This is a genomic window from Nocardia brasiliensis, assembly GCF_011801125.1.
Lineage (GTDB): Bacteria > Actinomycetota > Actinomycetes > Mycobacteriales > Mycobacteriaceae > Nocardia > Nocardia brasiliensis_C.
On the sequence record NZ_CP046171.1, the window covers coordinates 6,057,570 to 6,073,391 of the forward strand.

The window sequence follows — 15,822 nt, forward strand, 5'->3', positions numbered from 1 at the left end:
TTCGCCGCTCACCCGAACCGCAGCAGCAACCTGCCCACCGCGCGCGGACCCGACAGCCGCAATGCCCACAGCACCGGCACATACCGCGGAATCACCTGTACCGGCCGGTGCCGAATCGCGGTCAAAATCCACGCCGCGGCCTGCTCGGGGGTCAGGCCGGGCAGCTTGCGATACTCCGGGGTCGGCGCGCTCATCGCGGTGTGCACCAGCGGGTAGTGGACCGAGGTCACCGCGACCCCGCGACCGGACAGCTCGGCGTCCACGCAGCGACCGAACGCGGTCAGCGCCGTCTTGGAGCTCTGGTATGCCGCGAAACGGGGCGAGGTGCCGGTGGGCACGGTCCAGGTGCCGACATTGACGATGTGGCCGCGGCCGGACTCCAGCATGCCGGGCAGCAGACCGAGGCTGAGCCGGACCGGGCCGAAGTAGTTGATGCCCATGGTGCGCCGGAAGTCGTGCATGCGGTCGAACGACTCCGTGATCGGGCGGCGGATGGACCGGCCCGCGTTGTTGACCAGGACGTCCACCCGGCCGACCGAGGTACGCACCCAGTCGAGCAGCGCGTCGACCTCACCGTCATCGGTGAGGTCGCAGGCCCGGTACACGGCCTTCCCGCCCGCGGCCCGGATCTGCTCGGACAGCGCAAGGAGTTCGGGCTCCCGCCGCGCCACCAGCACGACCTCGGCCCCGGCCGCGGCGGCTGCCACCGCCGCGGCCCGGCCGATGCCGGCGGACGCGCCGGTGATCAGGATCCGTTTGCCGCCGATCGGCTCGGGGTCCTTGGCCCGCCGCACCGGAACGGGCTGGTTCACCGCATCCGCGATGCGGCCGAGCACGCGGCGCACCAGCCGCCTAGCCACGGACGCTCACCCGGTCCCCGGCCAGCACCGCGGGCGGGGCGATCAGCCTGCTCGCGATGGCCGCGAGCACGGCCGGACCGTCCTGGGACAGCACCGATTCCGCGTGGAACTGCACCGAGGCGAACCGCTCGCCCTGCAGCGCGTACACCTCCCCGGTCGCCGGATCGCGACTGACCTCGACCCGGCCGAGCACGGAGTCGAAGGCGTCGACCGCGCTGCGGGCCACGAAGGTGTTGTAGAACCCGGCACGCACCGGGGTGCCGTACAGCGAGATCACGCGGCTCACACCCTGATTCGGCTTGTCCAGCCTAGTGATCTCCAAACCCAGTGCCGAGCACAGGATCTGGTGGCTCAGGCAGACCGCCGCGAACGGCTGATCAGCCGCCGTGAGCTGCTTGATCCGCCGCCGCATCGCCAGCACCCGCGGATCGTGCAGCGCGCCGGGATCACCGGGGCCGGGGCCGAGCACGACCAGGTCGTAGTCGGCGAGTTCCACCTCGGCGTCCCAGCTCACGATCGTCAGGTCGAAGCCGAGCGAGCGCAGCATGCTGGCCAGCATCGTGGTGAAGTTGTCGGCCGCGTCGATCAGCAACACCGAACCGCCGACCAGCGATGCCGTGCCGATCTGCCGGTTGTCGGCCTCGGCGAACCAGAACTGTGAGGCGATCGAGTTGCGGCTCTGCAGCGCGGCAGTGACCGCGGGCAGCGCGGCCAGCCGCGGCCACCGCGCGGTGACCGAGCCGTTGATCAAAGCCGCTGCCTTGGCATAGGTTTCGTGCATCTCGCCGACCGGATCCGAGTCCCGGACCAGCGTCGAGCCCACCGTGATCCTGGCCCGGCCGACGGCGTCGACGACGGCGGTACGGATCAGGATGGCCGAGTCGAGCCGGACCGCTCCGCCCGCCCCGCGATCGATGTAGGCGATGGCGCCGCTGTAGTAGCCGCGCCCGACCGACTCGTAGCGGGCGATGACGTGGGTGGCGCTCTCCAGCGGCGAGCCGACCACGGTCGGTGCGAACATCGTCTCGCGCAGCACCTCGGCGACGCCGAGCTCGGTGCGGCCGCGCAGCAGGTACTCGGTATGGGCCAGGTGCGCCATCTCCTTGAGAAACGGTCCGGTCACCGTCCCGCCCGCCGGGCAGAGCGCCGACATCATCTTGAGCTCCTCGTCGACGACCATGAACAGTTCGTCGTTCTCTTTCTGATCGGCGAGGAAATGCAGCAGGCCCGACTCGGTCGGCCCCTCCGGCGGGTACCGGTAGGTACCGCTGATCGGGTTCATCGACACTGTGCGGTTGTCGAAGTGCGCGTGCGCCTCCGGGCTGGCGCCGACGAAGGTCTGCGTGCCGGTGTGCACCAGATAGGTCCAGTACGCACCGCGTTCGCCGCTGAGCAGCCTGCGGAACAGCCCGAGCGAGACGTCGAGATGATCCGGCCCGAACGACCCGATCAGTGAGCGGCTGATCACGAAGTTGGAGCCCTCGCCGGTGCCGATCTCGTCGGTGATGACCGACTGCACGATGCGGCGGTACTCCTCGTCGGAGACGTCGAAGCGGAAGCCCGCGGCATCGATCGAGTCCGGGCCGAGCCGGTCCGGGCCGATCGCCGCGAGCACCGTCTCCCGCTCGGTGCGCTCGTGCTCGCGCACCGCCATCGCGAGCAGGGGCGTGCCGTCGTCGTTGCACGGGAAGCCGCGCTCGGCGATCTGCCGATACGGCACCAGCACGAGCAGCCCCGAATCCTGTTCGGCCAACCGCACCTCGTCCAGGCCTGCCAATTCGGCGAACTCGCCGACCATGATGTCCACCGTGCCCGGCGCCTCGGCACCCGAGCGCTGCACCATCGCGAAGGGCTGACGCGGCTCGGCGAGCAGCCGATCCAGCAGCGCCCGGCCGTACTCGGCCGATCCGCCGGCCATCACACACCCACCCTGGAGCCGACGTCCGTGCCGGACTGCACGGCCGCCACCAGATCCGCGGTGGTCCGCACCATCGCGCAGCGTGCCGCCGCGTAGTCCAGCGTCATCCGATGGTCCTCGCGGGTGAAGTCGGCGATGGCATCGGCGGCGAGGAAGGTCTCGATGTCGTTGGAGTAGGACTCACACGCCGTCACCAGCACCCCGACGTGCGCGTACACCCCGCTGATGATCAGCTGGTCACGACCCATCGCCCGGAACCGGTCGAGCAGACCGGAGCCGTGGAACGCACTGTAGCGCCACTTCGTGGACACCAGATCGGCTGGGCCCGGGGTCAATTCGGACACCACCGCGCGATCGGTCTCGTCCGTGGTCATGCCGGGGCCCCAGACATCGCGCAGCAACCCGCGCTCGGCCGGGGTCATCCCGCCGGGTTGGGCGGTGTAGACGACGGCCACCCCGGCCCGCACGCAGGTCTCGCGCAGCAGCGCGAGGTTGGCGACCAGCTCGGTGTAGGGCGAGCCGCCGGCGCGCAGCGGACGCAGAAAATAATTCTGCATATCGTGGATCAACAGCACCGACCGACGGGGTTCGATTTTCCAGTCGACAATATTCTCCGGCAACTCGTCCGGTACCGGCATTTCATACGAAATGACGTCGGGTATTCCACCGAACATCATGACTCCTCTGATCGATCGAAGTTCTGCGCACTCAGCTGCCGAGTGTCGCGCCACCGTCCACGGTGAGTTCCTGCATCGTGATGTGCCGGGCTCGGTCGGACAGCAAGAATTCCACGGCGTCGACAATGTCGTCGGGATCGGCTATGCGGCCGAGCGGGATGCCGAGCCGGAATTTCTCCGGCACGCCCGCGATGGTGGCCTCGGTACGGTCCTCGTCCTCCCAGGTCGCTTTCAGCATTTCAGTCCTGGTGGAGCCGGGCGAGACGACGTTGCACCGAATTCCGTATTTCGCTACCTCCAGCGCGGCGCATTTGGCGAGCATCGTCGCCGCCGCTTTGGAAGCCGAATACGCGGACATGGAAGCGCGCGGTGTACGCGCGGCATTGGAGGAGACCGTGACCACCGCGCCGCGGCGTCGGGAGATCATGCGGGTCAGCACCGCCTTGGTCACCCGGAAGACACCGGTCGTATTGACCGAGAAGGTCTCGGCCCAGTCGTCCTCGGAGAGTTCGACGATCTCGCCGAAGCGCATGATGCCCGCCGCGTTCACCAGGTAGTCGAGCGGGCCGATATCGCGCTCGACATCGCCGACGATGCGTTCGACGTCCACCGGGTCGGTCACGTCACCCTGCACGATCGTCACCTGCCCCGGCATGGCACGCAGCTCTTTCGACGCGTCCGCCGCCCGGTCGACCGCGACGACCACCATGCCCTGAGCGGCGAGCCGGTACACGATGCGATGACCGATGCCACCCGCGGCGCCGGTCACCAGCGCGATCCGCTGTGCCCCGGAATCCGAGGCCTGCTGCGGTCCGATCATTATGTTCACCACACTTACGTCATGAATCCTGAACAAAGACCTTGCGGACTCGCCGCATATCTTCGAAGGCCAATTGAAGTCTGCTGCGCGTGACTGCGGGCAGGCCTATCCATAAACCCGGCGCACAGCCGAGTCGGTGGTAAATTTATCCCGCGTCGCCACGACCCCGGTATAGCAGGGAGTTGCCAACAGGCCGGACTGGCAGGGTGTTGTCAATATTCGCCCGGAACTTGTCAGCGCCGGATCGTTGCCGGTGCCGGAAATCGAACCATATACTCTCACCTGTAGTGCAGTCGGGAGTACTCAGCGCAGCGTATCGCCCCCACTGACTCATGCGATGAAAACCCTCTGGAAACAAACGGGCACACGGTTTCACGCCGTCCCGATCCTGTCCGGGTGCAAACCTCAGCCCCGCTCGATCCGGAGCTACCGGTTTATTCCGGGAACGCCGGCCGACACGAAACATTGAGTGACGCTATGACTCGAAATCACAATCTCATCTACGATCAGTTGATCGAGATCGCGCCGGATGCCCGGCCCTGGATCAGCGACCATTCCTCGGTCGCGGTGCCGGTGGTCGACAACCAGGTGGCACTGACCGATGTCGCCGACGCGGCCAGCCGCGCCGCGACGCTGTTCGAGAGCACCGGCATCAAGCCCGGCGACTACTGCGCGGTATGGCTGGACGCACCGCTGGACATCATGGTCGTCATCGCGGCGCTCACAGCGGTCGGCGGCGTGCCGGTGCTGCTCAGCCCGGCGCTCGACGTCGAGACCCTCGGCCGCATGCTGGCGCCGGTGACGATCGAACGCATCGTCACCACCGCCGATCGCCGCGCCAAGGTCGAACAGCTCGAGGCGCTGCGGCAGGTCGACGACTGGGCCGAGCTCGCCGCGCGATTGCCCGATACCGCCCCGCGCCGCACCACCGCCGTGTCGATGCCGGGTACCGCGCCCTACATCGTCACGCACACCTCGGGCACGACCGGCGTGCCGAAGCTGGTGCAGTACACCCGCCGCGGCACCGACCACCAAGGCTACGCCCAGGAGGTGCCCGCGATCCTCGGCCGGCTGCGCGGTTACGCGGCCGTTGCGGTCTCCCCCGTGCACTACCGCACCGTGACCGGTCTGCTCTGCGCGCTGCGCCGCAACGTGCCGCTGGTCATCCTGTCCGATCACGCGGGCGAGGCGGTGGCGCCGTTCATCAAGCGCTATCAGCCGATCTATCTCGAGGCGCACCCGAACACCCTCATGCAGTGGGAGTACCTAGCTGACAACGGAACCCTGGCCTCGGTGCGGCACTACGTGAGCACCTTCGACGTGATCCACCCCGGCACCGTGCGGCGGCTGCTGGCAGGCTCGAAGTACCGGATCGCGACCTTCTTCGAGGCCTACGGCCAATCCGAGCTCGGCGGCATCGCGGCCAAGGTGCACTTCAAGGGCTTCACCGGGCGCAAGCACCGCAACAAGGTGAACCGCCTGCCGGAAGGACATTCCGCGGGCTGGACCGCGCCCGGCTACTCGCGCGCCCGGATCGTCGGCCCCGACGGCAAGCGGGTACCCAACGGCACCGCGGGCCGGATCCAGGTCACCTCCGCTGGCCAGTTCCAGACCTACATCAACCGGCGGGAGGCGGCCGAGGCCAACACCAGCGCCGACGGCTGGTGGGACACCGGCGATTACGGCAAGCGGACCCGCTTCGGCAAGCTGATCCTGATCGATCGGCAGGTCGAACGGATGAAGCGGCTGCCGAGCGCCATCGCGATGGAGGACGTGCTGCTCGCCCGCATGCCGTGGCTACTGGAAGCCATTGTGCTGGAACAGGATCACGGCGTCGTGCCGGTAATCGCCCTGCGCGACCGCCCGTTCGACGAGGCCGCGTGGCGCGCGGCGGTGGCGGACCTGCCGCTGATGGCCGACCCGGTCGTCGTCGACTTCCACGACTTCCCGCGCACCGCCACCGGCAAGATCCAGCGCCCCGCCCTGTCGCAGCTGATCACGCAGCAGAGCTGACCATCAGCCCCTCACTCCACAGGACTCGACATGACCACTGAGACTATTCAGTCCACCGGAATCTCCTTCGGCGAGAAGGCCGGTGCCTATTTCCGCCTGGGGAAGCTCCGGGTGTACCACCACTTCTACGCCTGGCTGCTCGCGGTGTTGCTGCTCGCGCACGAGTCGATCAGCAAGCCGGGCATGGCCGTCGCGCTCGGCCTGATCCTGGTCGGCATGATCGCGATGAAGGTCGCCACCTGTGCCGCCGACGACGTCGTCGGCTACCGCGACGGCAGCGACGCCAAGAACTACGCCACCGGCGGGCATCTGCCCAAGTCCAACAAGCCGCTGCTGTCGGGCATGCTGTCCGAGCGCGAGGCCATCACCTTCGGCATCATCACCGGGCTGATCGCGTTCGGGACCGGTCTCGCCCTACTCATCCCGCTCGACGGTGATGTGCCGCTCCCGTTCCTGATCGGGTACTTCGTGGTGATCGCCGTCGCCGTGCAGTACTCGTGGCTGTTCAAGTTCAGCTACCGCCCCACCGGCCTGGAGTTCGTGATCTTCCTGGTCAACACCGCCGAGGTGCTCGGCCCGTACTGGATCATCGCCCGGCACTGGTCCACCGACGCCGTGCTGATCGGCCTGCTGATCGGCGTGTGCATGCTGCTGGTGGTCTCGTACGCGAATTTCGGTGACCGCGAAGGGGATGCGGCCTCCGGCCGGCGCACGCTCGCCGCCGTCATCTCCCCCACCATCTACCGCGGCCTGATCGCCGCGCTGTCCGCGCTCAGCCTCGCGCTGCTGGTGGCGCCGTTCGTCATCGGCTCGCTGAACCCGTGGCTGGTGGTGTGCGTGGTACCCGCGATCGTGTTGCGCGCCATGCAGATCCGCGCCGGGCTGTTCCAGGATCAGGTGCAGCGCGCCGTCATCCTCGGGTTCCGCAGCACCGACGCCGTCGGTCTCGGCCTGGCCGCGGCCCTGGTGCTGTCATGATGCTGCAGCGCACCGCGCAGGTGCTCCGATCGCTGGCCGTGCTCGGCAAGCGTGGTTTCATCCATCCCCGCCATCTGTCCGCTGACGTGCGTTCGGCGAAGATCGCCGCGCACTGCGGCCCGTTCCCCGCCATGATCAGCTACATGGCGCGCTACGAGCCCGACCGCGCCGCCGTCGTCGACGCCCGCGGCAGTGTCAGCTTCGGTGAGCTGGAACGACAGTCGAACGCGCTGGCCCGTGGCCTGGCCGCGGCCGGGATCGGCCCCGGCGACGTCGCGGGCGTGCTGGCCCGCGACCATCGCGGCATGGTCGCGACCATGATCGCGACCGGCAAGCTCGGCGTCCGGCTGGTCATCATGAACACCGGTTTCGCGGGACCGCAACTGCGCGACGTCGCCGAGCGCGAGGGCGTCACCGTGCTGTTCCACGATGCCGAGTTCAGCGGCCCGACCACCGCGCTGCCCGACTCGGTGCGGCTGTTCGAGACCTGGCACGACGGGCCGCGCGCCGCGGACGCGCCCGCGCTGATCGATGACCTGATCGCCGCCAACTCCACCACCCCGCCCCCGCTGCCCGCCGAACCCGGTGGCCTGGTGCTGCTCACCAGCGGCACCACGGGCACACCGAAAGGCGCGGTCCGCAAACGCATTTCGCCGCTGCAATCGGCGCAGCTGCTCGACCGGGTGCCGCTCAGCCGGGGCGGGGTCATGGTGATCGCCGCGCCGCTGTTCCACGCCACCGGCCTTGGGCAGTTCACCCTCGCCATGGCGCTGGGCAAGACCGTGGTGTTCGGCAAGGGCAAGTTCGACGCCGAGGCCACCCTCGCGAGCGTCGCGAAGCACCGGGCCGACACCCTCATCGTGGTGCCGACCATGCTTGGCCGCATCCTCGATCTCGGCCCGGAAGTGCTTGCCCGGTACGACGTTTCCGCGCTGCGCATCATCGCCAGCGGCGGTTCCGCCATCTCGCCCGGGCTCAGCGCACGCACCGCCGCCGCGTTCGGCGACGTGCTCTACAACAACTACGGCGCCACCGAGGTCGCCGCCGTGTCGGTGGCGACGCCGGCCGAGCTGCGGCAGGCGCCGGGCACCGTGGGCAGGCCGCCGGTCGGCGTGCGGGTCGCGCTGTTCGACCGCGACGACCGGGAGATCACCGAACCCGACACCCCCGGCATCATCTTCGTCGCCAACGGCCTGAGCTTCGGCGGCTACACCGACGGCCGGGACAAGGACCGCAACGGCGGGATGATCTCGACCGGCGACATCGGTCACTTCGATCGTTCCGGTCTGCTGTTCCTCGACGGCCGCAGCGACGACATGATCGTCTCCGGCGGCGAGAACGTCTACCCCGGCGAGGTGGAGAACCTGCTCGCCGACCGGGCCGACATCGCCGACGCCGCCGCCATCGGCGTGGACGACCCGGACTTCGGCCAGCGGCTGCGGGCCTTCGTCGTGCCGCAGGCGGGCGCCGAACTCGATCCGGAGGAAATTCGCGGCTACGTCAAATCCCAGCTGGCTCGGTACAAAGTCCCGCGCGATGTCGTCATCGTCGCCGAGATTCCGCGCAACGGCTCCGGAAAGATCGTGCGCGCTCAATTGGCCGGAATTCCGTAGCCACCTCGGGCTATGTCATTCCTCTATCTCCGAAGGGTGGTACTGCGACCATGTGCGCGGCAACCGGAATCTACTCCGTACAAGACACCAGAAACGACATGATGAAGCGTGCCGAACAACTGGCACTCGAGTTCCTGGAAAAAGAGCACAAGCGCTGGTTCGCATTGGACAGCGAGGCGGGTGCGACGATCGAGTCGATTGCCGAACTGATGCGGGCGGGCGGTAAACGGATCAGGCCCGAGTTCTGCATCAGTGGATATCTCGCGGCAGGCGGTGATCCGGACGGTAGTTCGATCGTCTCCGCGGCGGTAGCCACGGAGTTCCTGCACGCGAGCGCGCTCATCCACGACGACGTGTTCGACGAGTCGGCGATGCGCCGCGGCGCCCCTTCGGTGCACGAGAAGTACGCGGCCCGGCATCGGGCGCACGGCTGGCAGGGCGGGTCGAGCCGGTTCGGCGAGAGCGTCGCGATCCTGGCCGGCGACCTGGCCCTGGTCTACGCCGACATCTTCATGGCCGAGGCGATGCCCGCGGTCACGGCGGCCTGGGGTGAGCTGCGGGCCGAGCTGATGATCGGTCAGCACCTGGATGTGGTCGCGGCGGCTCGGTTCGCGGGCAACCCGCAGCTCTCGCGCACCATCGCGCAGCTGAAGTCGGGCAACTACACGATCCACCGGCCGCTGTTGGTCGGGGCGATCCTGGCCGGGCGGCCCGACCTGGCGCAGCCGTTCGAAGCCTACGGTCTCGCGGTCGGCGAGGCCTTCCAGCTGCGCGACGATCTGCTCGACATGTTCGGTGACACCGACACCCTCGGCAAGCCCGCCCAGCTGGATCTCGAACGACACAAGATGACCCTGCTGCTCTCGCTCGCGATCGAGCGGGACGAGCAGGTCAGGGCGTTGATCGAGGCGCCGGGCACGACCTCGGCGCAGCTGCGCGAGCGGCTGCTCGAATCCGGGATAGCTGCCGCGGTCGAGCAGCACATCGGCGAGCTGGTCGAGCGGGGCAGCGCCGCCCTCGCCGACGTCGGTCTGGAACCGGGCTGGCGGGACGAGCTGATCGCCATGGCCCACGGTGTCGCCTATCGGAACAAGTGAGCCGGTGCCGAGGCACTGTCGTCGCGGTCGGCAAGGATGCGACCGCACGGCAGTGCCTCAGCGCACGCCGGCGAGCAGCAGGGTGGCCAGCACCGCGATGTGCACGGCGTACTGGGTGACCATGAAGGCGCGGTACGGCAGGCGGCGTTCGGTGCGGGAGGCGGCGCCGCGGGTCGTCGCGGCCAGCACACCGACGGCCCCCGCGCCGACGACCAGTGCGCAGGCTGATGGCACCAGCATCGGCGCGAAAAGCACGGCGCTCGCGCCGTAGCCGGCGGCGATGAGCACGGCGTTCACCGTCACCAGCAGCCGGACCCGGCCGTCACCCCACTTGATGACCGGCGTCTGACGCCCGCCCGCCGCGTCGCCCTCGGCGTCGGACAGGTCCTTGACCAGTGCGCCGACACCGGCCATCCACAGCGACATCGCGGTACCGAGCACCAGCACCGGCAGCCCGCCCTGCTGACCGGCCGCCTGCCAGCCCGCGGCGTAGGTCAGCACGCCCATGCCGAGCACGAGCAGCGCGGCCGTGCTGCCGCGGCGCTTACCGTAGAACGGCGCGCCGGAATAGGCGTAACCGCAGGCCAGATGGGCCAGGATGAACAGCGGCAGCCATCCGCCCGCGTCGACGACGCCACCGATGGCCAGCGCCAGCGCGCCCGCCGCGATCACCCCGCCCGCGGCCACCGACACCGGCAGCGATCCCCGGCTGATCGGCCGGGTCGAGCCGTTCGCCCGGTCCTCGGTGACGTCCATGACGCCGTTGAACACGTAGGCCGCCAGCGTCGCGAGCACCCAGGCCACCGCGGCCAGCAGTACCTGGCCGCCCAGCGCCGCGGTGCCGAGCACCGCCGCGGTGCCGAAACGCATCAGGAAGATGATCTGGACCGAAATCCGAGATTCCTGTAGGAATTCTTTCGAAAGCCGTACCAATACTGCGCCCGCCGTAGTATCGGCCGGGAATTGAATTGACGCCGCACCCATATTCATGTCGCATTACGCTATGCCGGTGCCGACATATCGGATATTCCCCGAATGCGGTACTCCTCTCGATGCTAAAAGGTGAACCTCAGTGTATTGAAAGGAGCAATCCGGCGTCTCCGGAATACTACTTTCGCAGCATCCGGGCCATGGCGGACTCACCCGCTGCCTACGATCGCGTAGGGTGGGCGCTCACGTGGGGACAGTCGGGCGCTTCGAACCAGCCCGACACGGTGCGAAATCCTGAAAGGAGCGTTGCCATGGTGGATAGCCGGCACCGCGTGGCCATCGTGACCGGGGCGGGTAGCGGCCTCGGCGCGGCAGTCGTGCGAAAGCTGGCGGCCCGAAAGTTCGCCATAGCCCTGGTGGACCTGCGGGCATCGTGGTGCGACACCTCCCTGGACTCGATCGGCCCCGACCGGGCCGGGCTGTGGGCGTTCGGCGCTGACCTGCGCTATCTGCACGAGGCGGAGGCAACGGTGCTACGGGTCGCCGAGACATTGGGGCCACCCACGGTGGTCGTTAACGCGCCGTTCCCCGGCCGCGCGGACAGCGCGCCGGAGCTACCGGACTGGGAGTCGGTGGTGCACGCTCGGCTGCGGGCGCCGCTGCTGGTCAGTCGCGCGGCCGAGCGCTACCTCGCCGAGTCGGGCGCAGGCCGGATCGTGAACGTGGCCCAGGTCGACTCCTCGGCGCCCAAGCGCCCGGACGATCTGGTGATCCGGGAAACCGTGCACGCGTTGACCGAAACGCTCTCGCGCGAACTCAGTCCGCGCGGCGTACGGGTGAATACCGTTGTCGCCGATATAGGTTGCGCGACAAGGCCGGCCGAGACCGCAGCGCGGTCCAGGCCGGAATGCTGCCGCGCCGCAGAAGAGGACACCGCGGCGCTGGTGGACTATCTGGTCTGCGACGCGGCCGGAAATGTTTCCGGGCGCATGATCGAGTCCCGCCACCCGGTCACCGGGTCACCGCCAGCCGCGGGCACCCTGCGCTGACTCGGTGTGCTGGGGCGAGATCAGCGCGCGCTCGACCGCCCGGTTGACCGCGTCGATCCGGGACACGGCCTCCAGCTTGGTGAAGATGTTGCGCAGGTGCCGCTTCACCGTGGCCTCGGCGACGCCGAGGCGGGTGGCGATCTGGCGATTGCTGAGCGCCTCGGACACCAGCACGAGCACCTCGCGCTCGCGGGTCGACAGCGTGCTCGGATCCTCGGGCTCCTCGGCGCGGGCGCGCAGGCTCTCCGGCGACACCGAAAGGGTCACCGTCTGCGGGCCTTCGCCGACGGACTGCTGAATCGCCGAGACCAGGGTGTGGCGGCGGGCGCCCTTGTGCAGATATCCGCGGACGCCGAGGGAGAGCAGCTGCTGCACGAGTTGCTGCGCGTCGTGCATGCTCAGCACGATGATCCGCAGCGTGGGGTCCTGCTCGAGCAGCCTGCGTACCGTGTCCGGCGGATTGCTCTCCGGCATCTCGAGATCCAGCAGCAGCACATCGGGGCGGTGCTCGGCGGCGAGTTGAATCGCCGCGGTCCCGGTGCCCGCCTGCGCCACGATCTCGAAATCTGGTTCGGCCCGGAGCAGATCGCACAGTGCCTCTCGCAACAGGGTGTGGTCGTCTGCCACGAGGATGCGGATCTGATTCTGGCTCATAGGTTCTGGTGCTCCTGGGCGATCGGGATCCATAGGGTTACCCGGGTGCCGCGACCCGGGGACGAGTCGATGTGCACCGTGCCGCCGACCAGGTCGGAACGCTCCTGCAGGATCAGCAGACCGTTGCCACGGCCGCTGGCACGCAGCGCCTGGACATCGAAACCCTTGCCGTTGTCGATGATCTCGGCATGGACCTCGTGCGGCGCGATATCGATGTGCACGACGACATTGGCCGCACCCGCGTGCGTGTACGCGTTGCGCAGACACTCACGGACCATGATGAACAGCTCCTCGGTGACCGCACCGGGTATCCACCGGTCGCTGCCGCGCACCCACATCTGCAGCGGCGCCCCCGACTGCCCCAGCGAGCCCGCGAAGCCGCGCAGCGCGGTTTCCAGCGACCCGTTCACCCCGGGCTGGCGCAGTTCGCTGACCAGCTCGCGGCTGCGGGTAATCGTCTCCAGGATGGCATCTTTGGCCAACTGCACGTGGCGAGATCCCGAATCATCGCCCGCGCGTTCGCATTCCAGCTCATAGAGCTCGATCTGACGCAGCGCCAGGCTGACCGAGTTGCCGATGTGGTCGTGGATCTCCCTGGCCAGCCTGCGCTGCCCCTGCTCGTGCGCCTCACGCACGCGCTGCAGCAAAAACGCGTCGTAGCCGATGGAACCGGACTCCAGCCGCAATCCGATCCCCTGCTGCAGCGCCCGTACGGCGGCGACCAGGTCGGTCTGCGGTGCGCCGAGTTGGGCCGCGCATTCGGCGAGCACGGTCATGGCCAGGTCGGCGATGATGCCGCCCGCACGCACCGAGTGGGTGATGTGGGCGCCCTGACGCACGCGCTCGGTGCCGAGGTCGAAGACGTCGGTCACGTGACTGACCATCGGGCTGCCCGCCGCGAGGCTGCTGGCACAGTCCTCGAAAATCCGGGTGGCTTGCACTGCGCACTGCTCCCAGGCCTCGTCGCTGGAAACGAGTGGGCTGCCGACCTCTTCGAGGCGAGCACGATATTGCGCGAGCAGCGCGGGAATTCGGGCCGCGAAGAGTTCCGCGAAATCAGCTGACAAAGTGTCTGACGGATCGGCCTCGATGCTTGGATTTGGCACTGATCTTCCTGTAGTATCTCTGCCGATCACATCCACCCGCCCTTCTCGCACTGCCCCGCCGCGCAGCCCGGCCGGCAGCCGGGCTCAGCGTAGAACTAGATCGAATCCTACCCCGGCGTCGAGGGGCCTTCCAGCGTAATACATTGAAACGGCGTGCCGTTCAATGCGTTCGACCTGCGGAAGGGTTCCACGTCGGGGTCATTCCCTCCAGCAGCGTAGACCACCGGCTCCGATCTCGGATCAAACTTACCGGTCTGATTATCCCTTCGGCGCAGTCGGTATCTCTTAGGGCGCAGCTCCATTGCCCGGGCCGAGACACCGTGTTGCTATCGAGACAGCGGCATTCGAACGCCGTGACTCGCGCACATTCGAAGGTTGTTCAGCTGATGGAAGTATCGAGACCACGCCCGCGGAACATGTTGCGGTTCACCGTACTCGGCCCGCTACAGGTGAACACCGCCGAGCGCGCCTACGCGGTACCGGGCGCGAAGGTCAAGACCATCCTGGCCGCCCTGCTGGCCAGGGCCGATCATCCGGTCAGCGTGGCCGCCCTCGGCACCGAGCTCTGGGGCGGACGACCGCCGGGACATCCGGAAACCACTGTCCGCGTGCACATCTACCATCTCCGCCGCGCGCTCGGCCGCCGCCTCGGCGTGCCCGGCGAGCAGGTCGTGCGGACCGAGCCGAGCGGCTATCGGCTAGTGGCCCGTCCCGATCAGATCGACGCAGGACAGTTCGACGAGTGGGGCGAGCGCAGCGTGCGGCTGCTGCGTCGCGGCCTGCCCGAGGCCGCCGCGGCGCTGGCACAGGACGCGCTGCGGCTCTGGCAGGGCGGCGGCGCGCTGCCCCACGTAACGCCGGGGCCGATCATCAGCGGCTACGTCGACTACCTCGACGAACGACGGTCGCGGGTACTGGGCTGCCACGCGGACGCGCTGATGACGCTGGGGCGATACGCGGATCTCGTTCCGACACTGCGCAATCTGGTCGCCGACCGTCCGCTCGACGAGTCCTTCCACGTGCGTCTGATCACGGCACTGCACCGATCCGGCCGGCGGGCCGACGCGCTGCGCGCCTGTCACCAACTGCGCCGCGTTCTCGATCGCGAGCTCGGCCTCGGCCCCTCGGCCCAGGTGCTCGAATTGGAGCGGGAGATTCTGCGGGCACCCGAGACGGCGAGCGTGTAACACGTCCACGCCCGGTCATCGCGTCCTATTTGTCCGGATACCCGAACATTATCGCCGCCCACGCCCGGGAAGCACAGCGAGTCGCGACAGCTACGCCAATTCACGCCTTTTATCCACGCACTCGAACATCGCTAATATCGGAAGACAACGGAAGGGGGAAGCCATGCGATCCGTGACACCAACGGAAACCACTGCACCGCAAGACTATTCGACGAAGGAGCCGACATGATCTGCGCTGCGGGACCATTCGACAAGGGAACCGACATGACGTCGAACGACGCCCGGGCCGACGACGCCCCGGACGAAGATGACCGCACCGTCCTGGTCGAGGAAGACGGCGTGACCTGCTGGATGGAGCGGATACCACCGGACCGGTGCGGCACCCTGCACCACGACCCGCTCTCCTCGATCACCGTGGTGCTCTCCGGCGGCCAGGTCGAGGTGATCGATGAGCATGATCATGTGCGCAGCCGGACCACGCTGACCACCGGTCAGATCATCCGCGGCGGCGGCCTGCCCGCGCCGTATCGGCTCTACAATCTCGCCGACCAAGCTCTGGTCCTGGTGGTCATCGAACTACCCGACCCGCCCACGTCGCCCTGACGATTCCCCTTATAGCACAAAGAGTTTCGAACGGCCCGCGGTCATCGGAGGCATTCGCCCCGGACCGCGGGCCGTTCCACGTACCGCGATGCCACGATGCGACAGGCCGCTGAACCGATGGCTGATAAACAACGCCGAAAACGGGGTCACGCCCCGATTATCGAGGGCACGAATACGACGTTTGTGTGACCCCGCTACTCCTTTCGACGCAGTGCGCTCCCACAGGACGGATTGGCGGGCCGGTTGCCGTCGGTTTTGATATTGGAAGTAGGGATGCAACAACGGATTCGCGCGACGAGTCCGGTTGAGATGGATGG

At 68.0% G+C, this 15,822-nt stretch carries 14 protein-coding genes; 7 read left to right on the forward strand and 7 right to left on the reverse strand.

The features are described from left to right. Positions 1-8: 8 nt before the first annotated feature. From F5X71_RS27400 to F5X71_RS27415, 4 genes are read right to left on the reverse strand one after another with little or no spacing between them, the layout of a single operon-like run. A complete protein-coding gene (locus F5X71_RS27400; RefSeq protein WP_238815500.1) occupies positions 9-860 on the reverse strand; it encodes an SDR family NAD(P)-dependent oxidoreductase in 852 nt (283 codons plus the stop codon). Next, positions 853-2,778 (reverse strand): anthranilate synthase family protein, encoded by a 1,926-nt coding sequence (locus F5X71_RS27405; RefSeq protein ID WP_167464601.1) that lies wholly within the window; start codon positions 2,776-2,778, stop codon positions 853-855. The genes F5X71_RS27400 and F5X71_RS27405 overlap by 8 nt, the downstream gene beginning before the upstream one ends. Then, positions 2,778-3,455, reverse strand: a complete 678-nt coding sequence (locus F5X71_RS27410; protein WP_167464602.1) for an isochorismatase family protein — start codon at positions 3,453-3,455, stop codon at positions 2,778-2,780. Before F5X71_RS27410 ends, F5X71_RS27405 begins: the two co-directional genes overlap by 1 nt. 31 nt (positions 3,456-3,486) lie before the next feature. After that, complete coding sequence (locus F5X71_RS27415) at positions 3,487-4,275, reverse strand: 2,3-dihydro-2,3-dihydroxybenzoate dehydrogenase (RefSeq protein WP_167464603.1); 789 nt, start codon at positions 4,273-4,275, stop codon at positions 3,487-3,489. A 477-nt stretch (positions 4,276-4,752) separates the two neighbouring features. Here F5X71_RS27415 and F5X71_RS27420 point away from each other — a divergent pair, with 477 nt between their 5' ends. The 4 genes from F5X71_RS27420 (at position 4,753) to F5X71_RS27435 (ending at position 9,976) form a co-directional block, all read left to right on the forward strand. Next, complete coding sequence (locus tag F5X71_RS27420) at positions 4,753-6,288, forward strand: AMP-binding protein (protein WP_167464604.1); 1,536 nt, start codon at positions 4,753-4,755, stop codon at positions 6,286-6,288. Between the two features lie 30 nt (positions 6,289-6,318). After that, entirely contained in the window at positions 6,319-7,266 is a 948-nt protein-coding gene (locus F5X71_RS27425; RefSeq protein WP_167464605.1) for a UbiA family prenyltransferase, read from the forward strand. After that, positions 7,266-8,879 (forward strand): AMP-binding protein, encoded by a 1,614-nt coding sequence (locus tag F5X71_RS27430; protein WP_167466785.1) that lies wholly within the window; start codon positions 7,266-7,268, stop codon positions 8,877-8,879. Before F5X71_RS27425 ends, F5X71_RS27430 begins: the two co-directional genes overlap by 1 nt. A 98-nt stretch (positions 8,880-8,977) precedes the next feature. Then, a complete protein-coding gene (locus F5X71_RS27435; RefSeq protein WP_167464606.1) occupies positions 8,978-9,976 on the forward strand; it encodes a polyprenyl synthetase family protein in 999 nt (332 codons plus the stop codon). 57 nt (positions 9,977-10,033) lie between these two features. Here F5X71_RS27435 and F5X71_RS27440 read toward each other — a convergent pair whose 3' ends face one another. Beyond that, positions 10,034-10,846 carry a UbiA family prenyltransferase gene (locus F5X71_RS27440; protein ID WP_203218221.1) on the reverse strand — a complete coding sequence of 271 codons (813 nt, stop codon included), beginning with the start codon at positions 10,844-10,846 and terminating at the stop codon, positions 10,034-10,036. 371 nt (positions 10,847-11,217) lie between these two features. On the opposite strand from F5X71_RS27440, the gene F5X71_RS27445 reads away from it, so the two are divergent. After that, positions 11,218-11,955 carry an SDR family NAD(P)-dependent oxidoreductase gene (locus F5X71_RS27445; RefSeq protein ID WP_167464607.1) on the forward strand — a complete coding sequence of 246 codons (738 nt, stop codon included), beginning with the start codon at positions 11,218-11,220 and terminating at the stop codon, positions 11,953-11,955. Here F5X71_RS27445 and F5X71_RS27450 read toward each other — a convergent pair. Together F5X71_RS27450 and F5X71_RS27455 are read right to left on the reverse strand one after the other, a co-directional pair. Then, on the reverse strand, positions 11,926-12,609 hold the full coding sequence (locus tag F5X71_RS27450; protein ID WP_167464608.1) for a response regulator: 684 nt from the start codon (positions 12,607-12,609) through the stop codon (positions 11,926-11,928). The two genes, F5X71_RS27445 and F5X71_RS27450, sit on opposite strands and share 30 nt — an antisense overlap. Next, on the reverse strand, positions 12,606-13,751 hold the full coding sequence (locus F5X71_RS27455) for a sensor histidine kinase (protein ID WP_238815502.1): 1,146 nt from the start codon (positions 13,749-13,751) through the stop codon (positions 12,606-12,608). The genes F5X71_RS27450 and F5X71_RS27455 overlap by 4 nt, the downstream gene beginning before the upstream one ends. A 350-nt stretch (positions 13,752-14,101) precedes the next feature. On the opposite strand from F5X71_RS27455, the gene F5X71_RS27460 reads away from it, so the two are divergent. Both F5X71_RS27460 and F5X71_RS27465 read left to right on the forward strand, forming a co-directional pair. Continuing rightward, entirely contained in the window at positions 14,102-14,902 is an 801-nt protein-coding gene (locus F5X71_RS27460) for an AfsR/SARP family transcriptional regulator (RefSeq protein ID WP_167464609.1), read from the forward strand. Positions 14,903-15,166: 264 nt separating this feature from the next. After that, a complete protein-coding gene (locus F5X71_RS27465) occupies positions 15,167-15,505 on the forward strand; it encodes a hypothetical protein (protein WP_167464610.1) in 339 nt (112 codons plus the stop codon). The last annotated feature ends 317 nt before the right edge of the window (positions 15,506-15,822 follow it).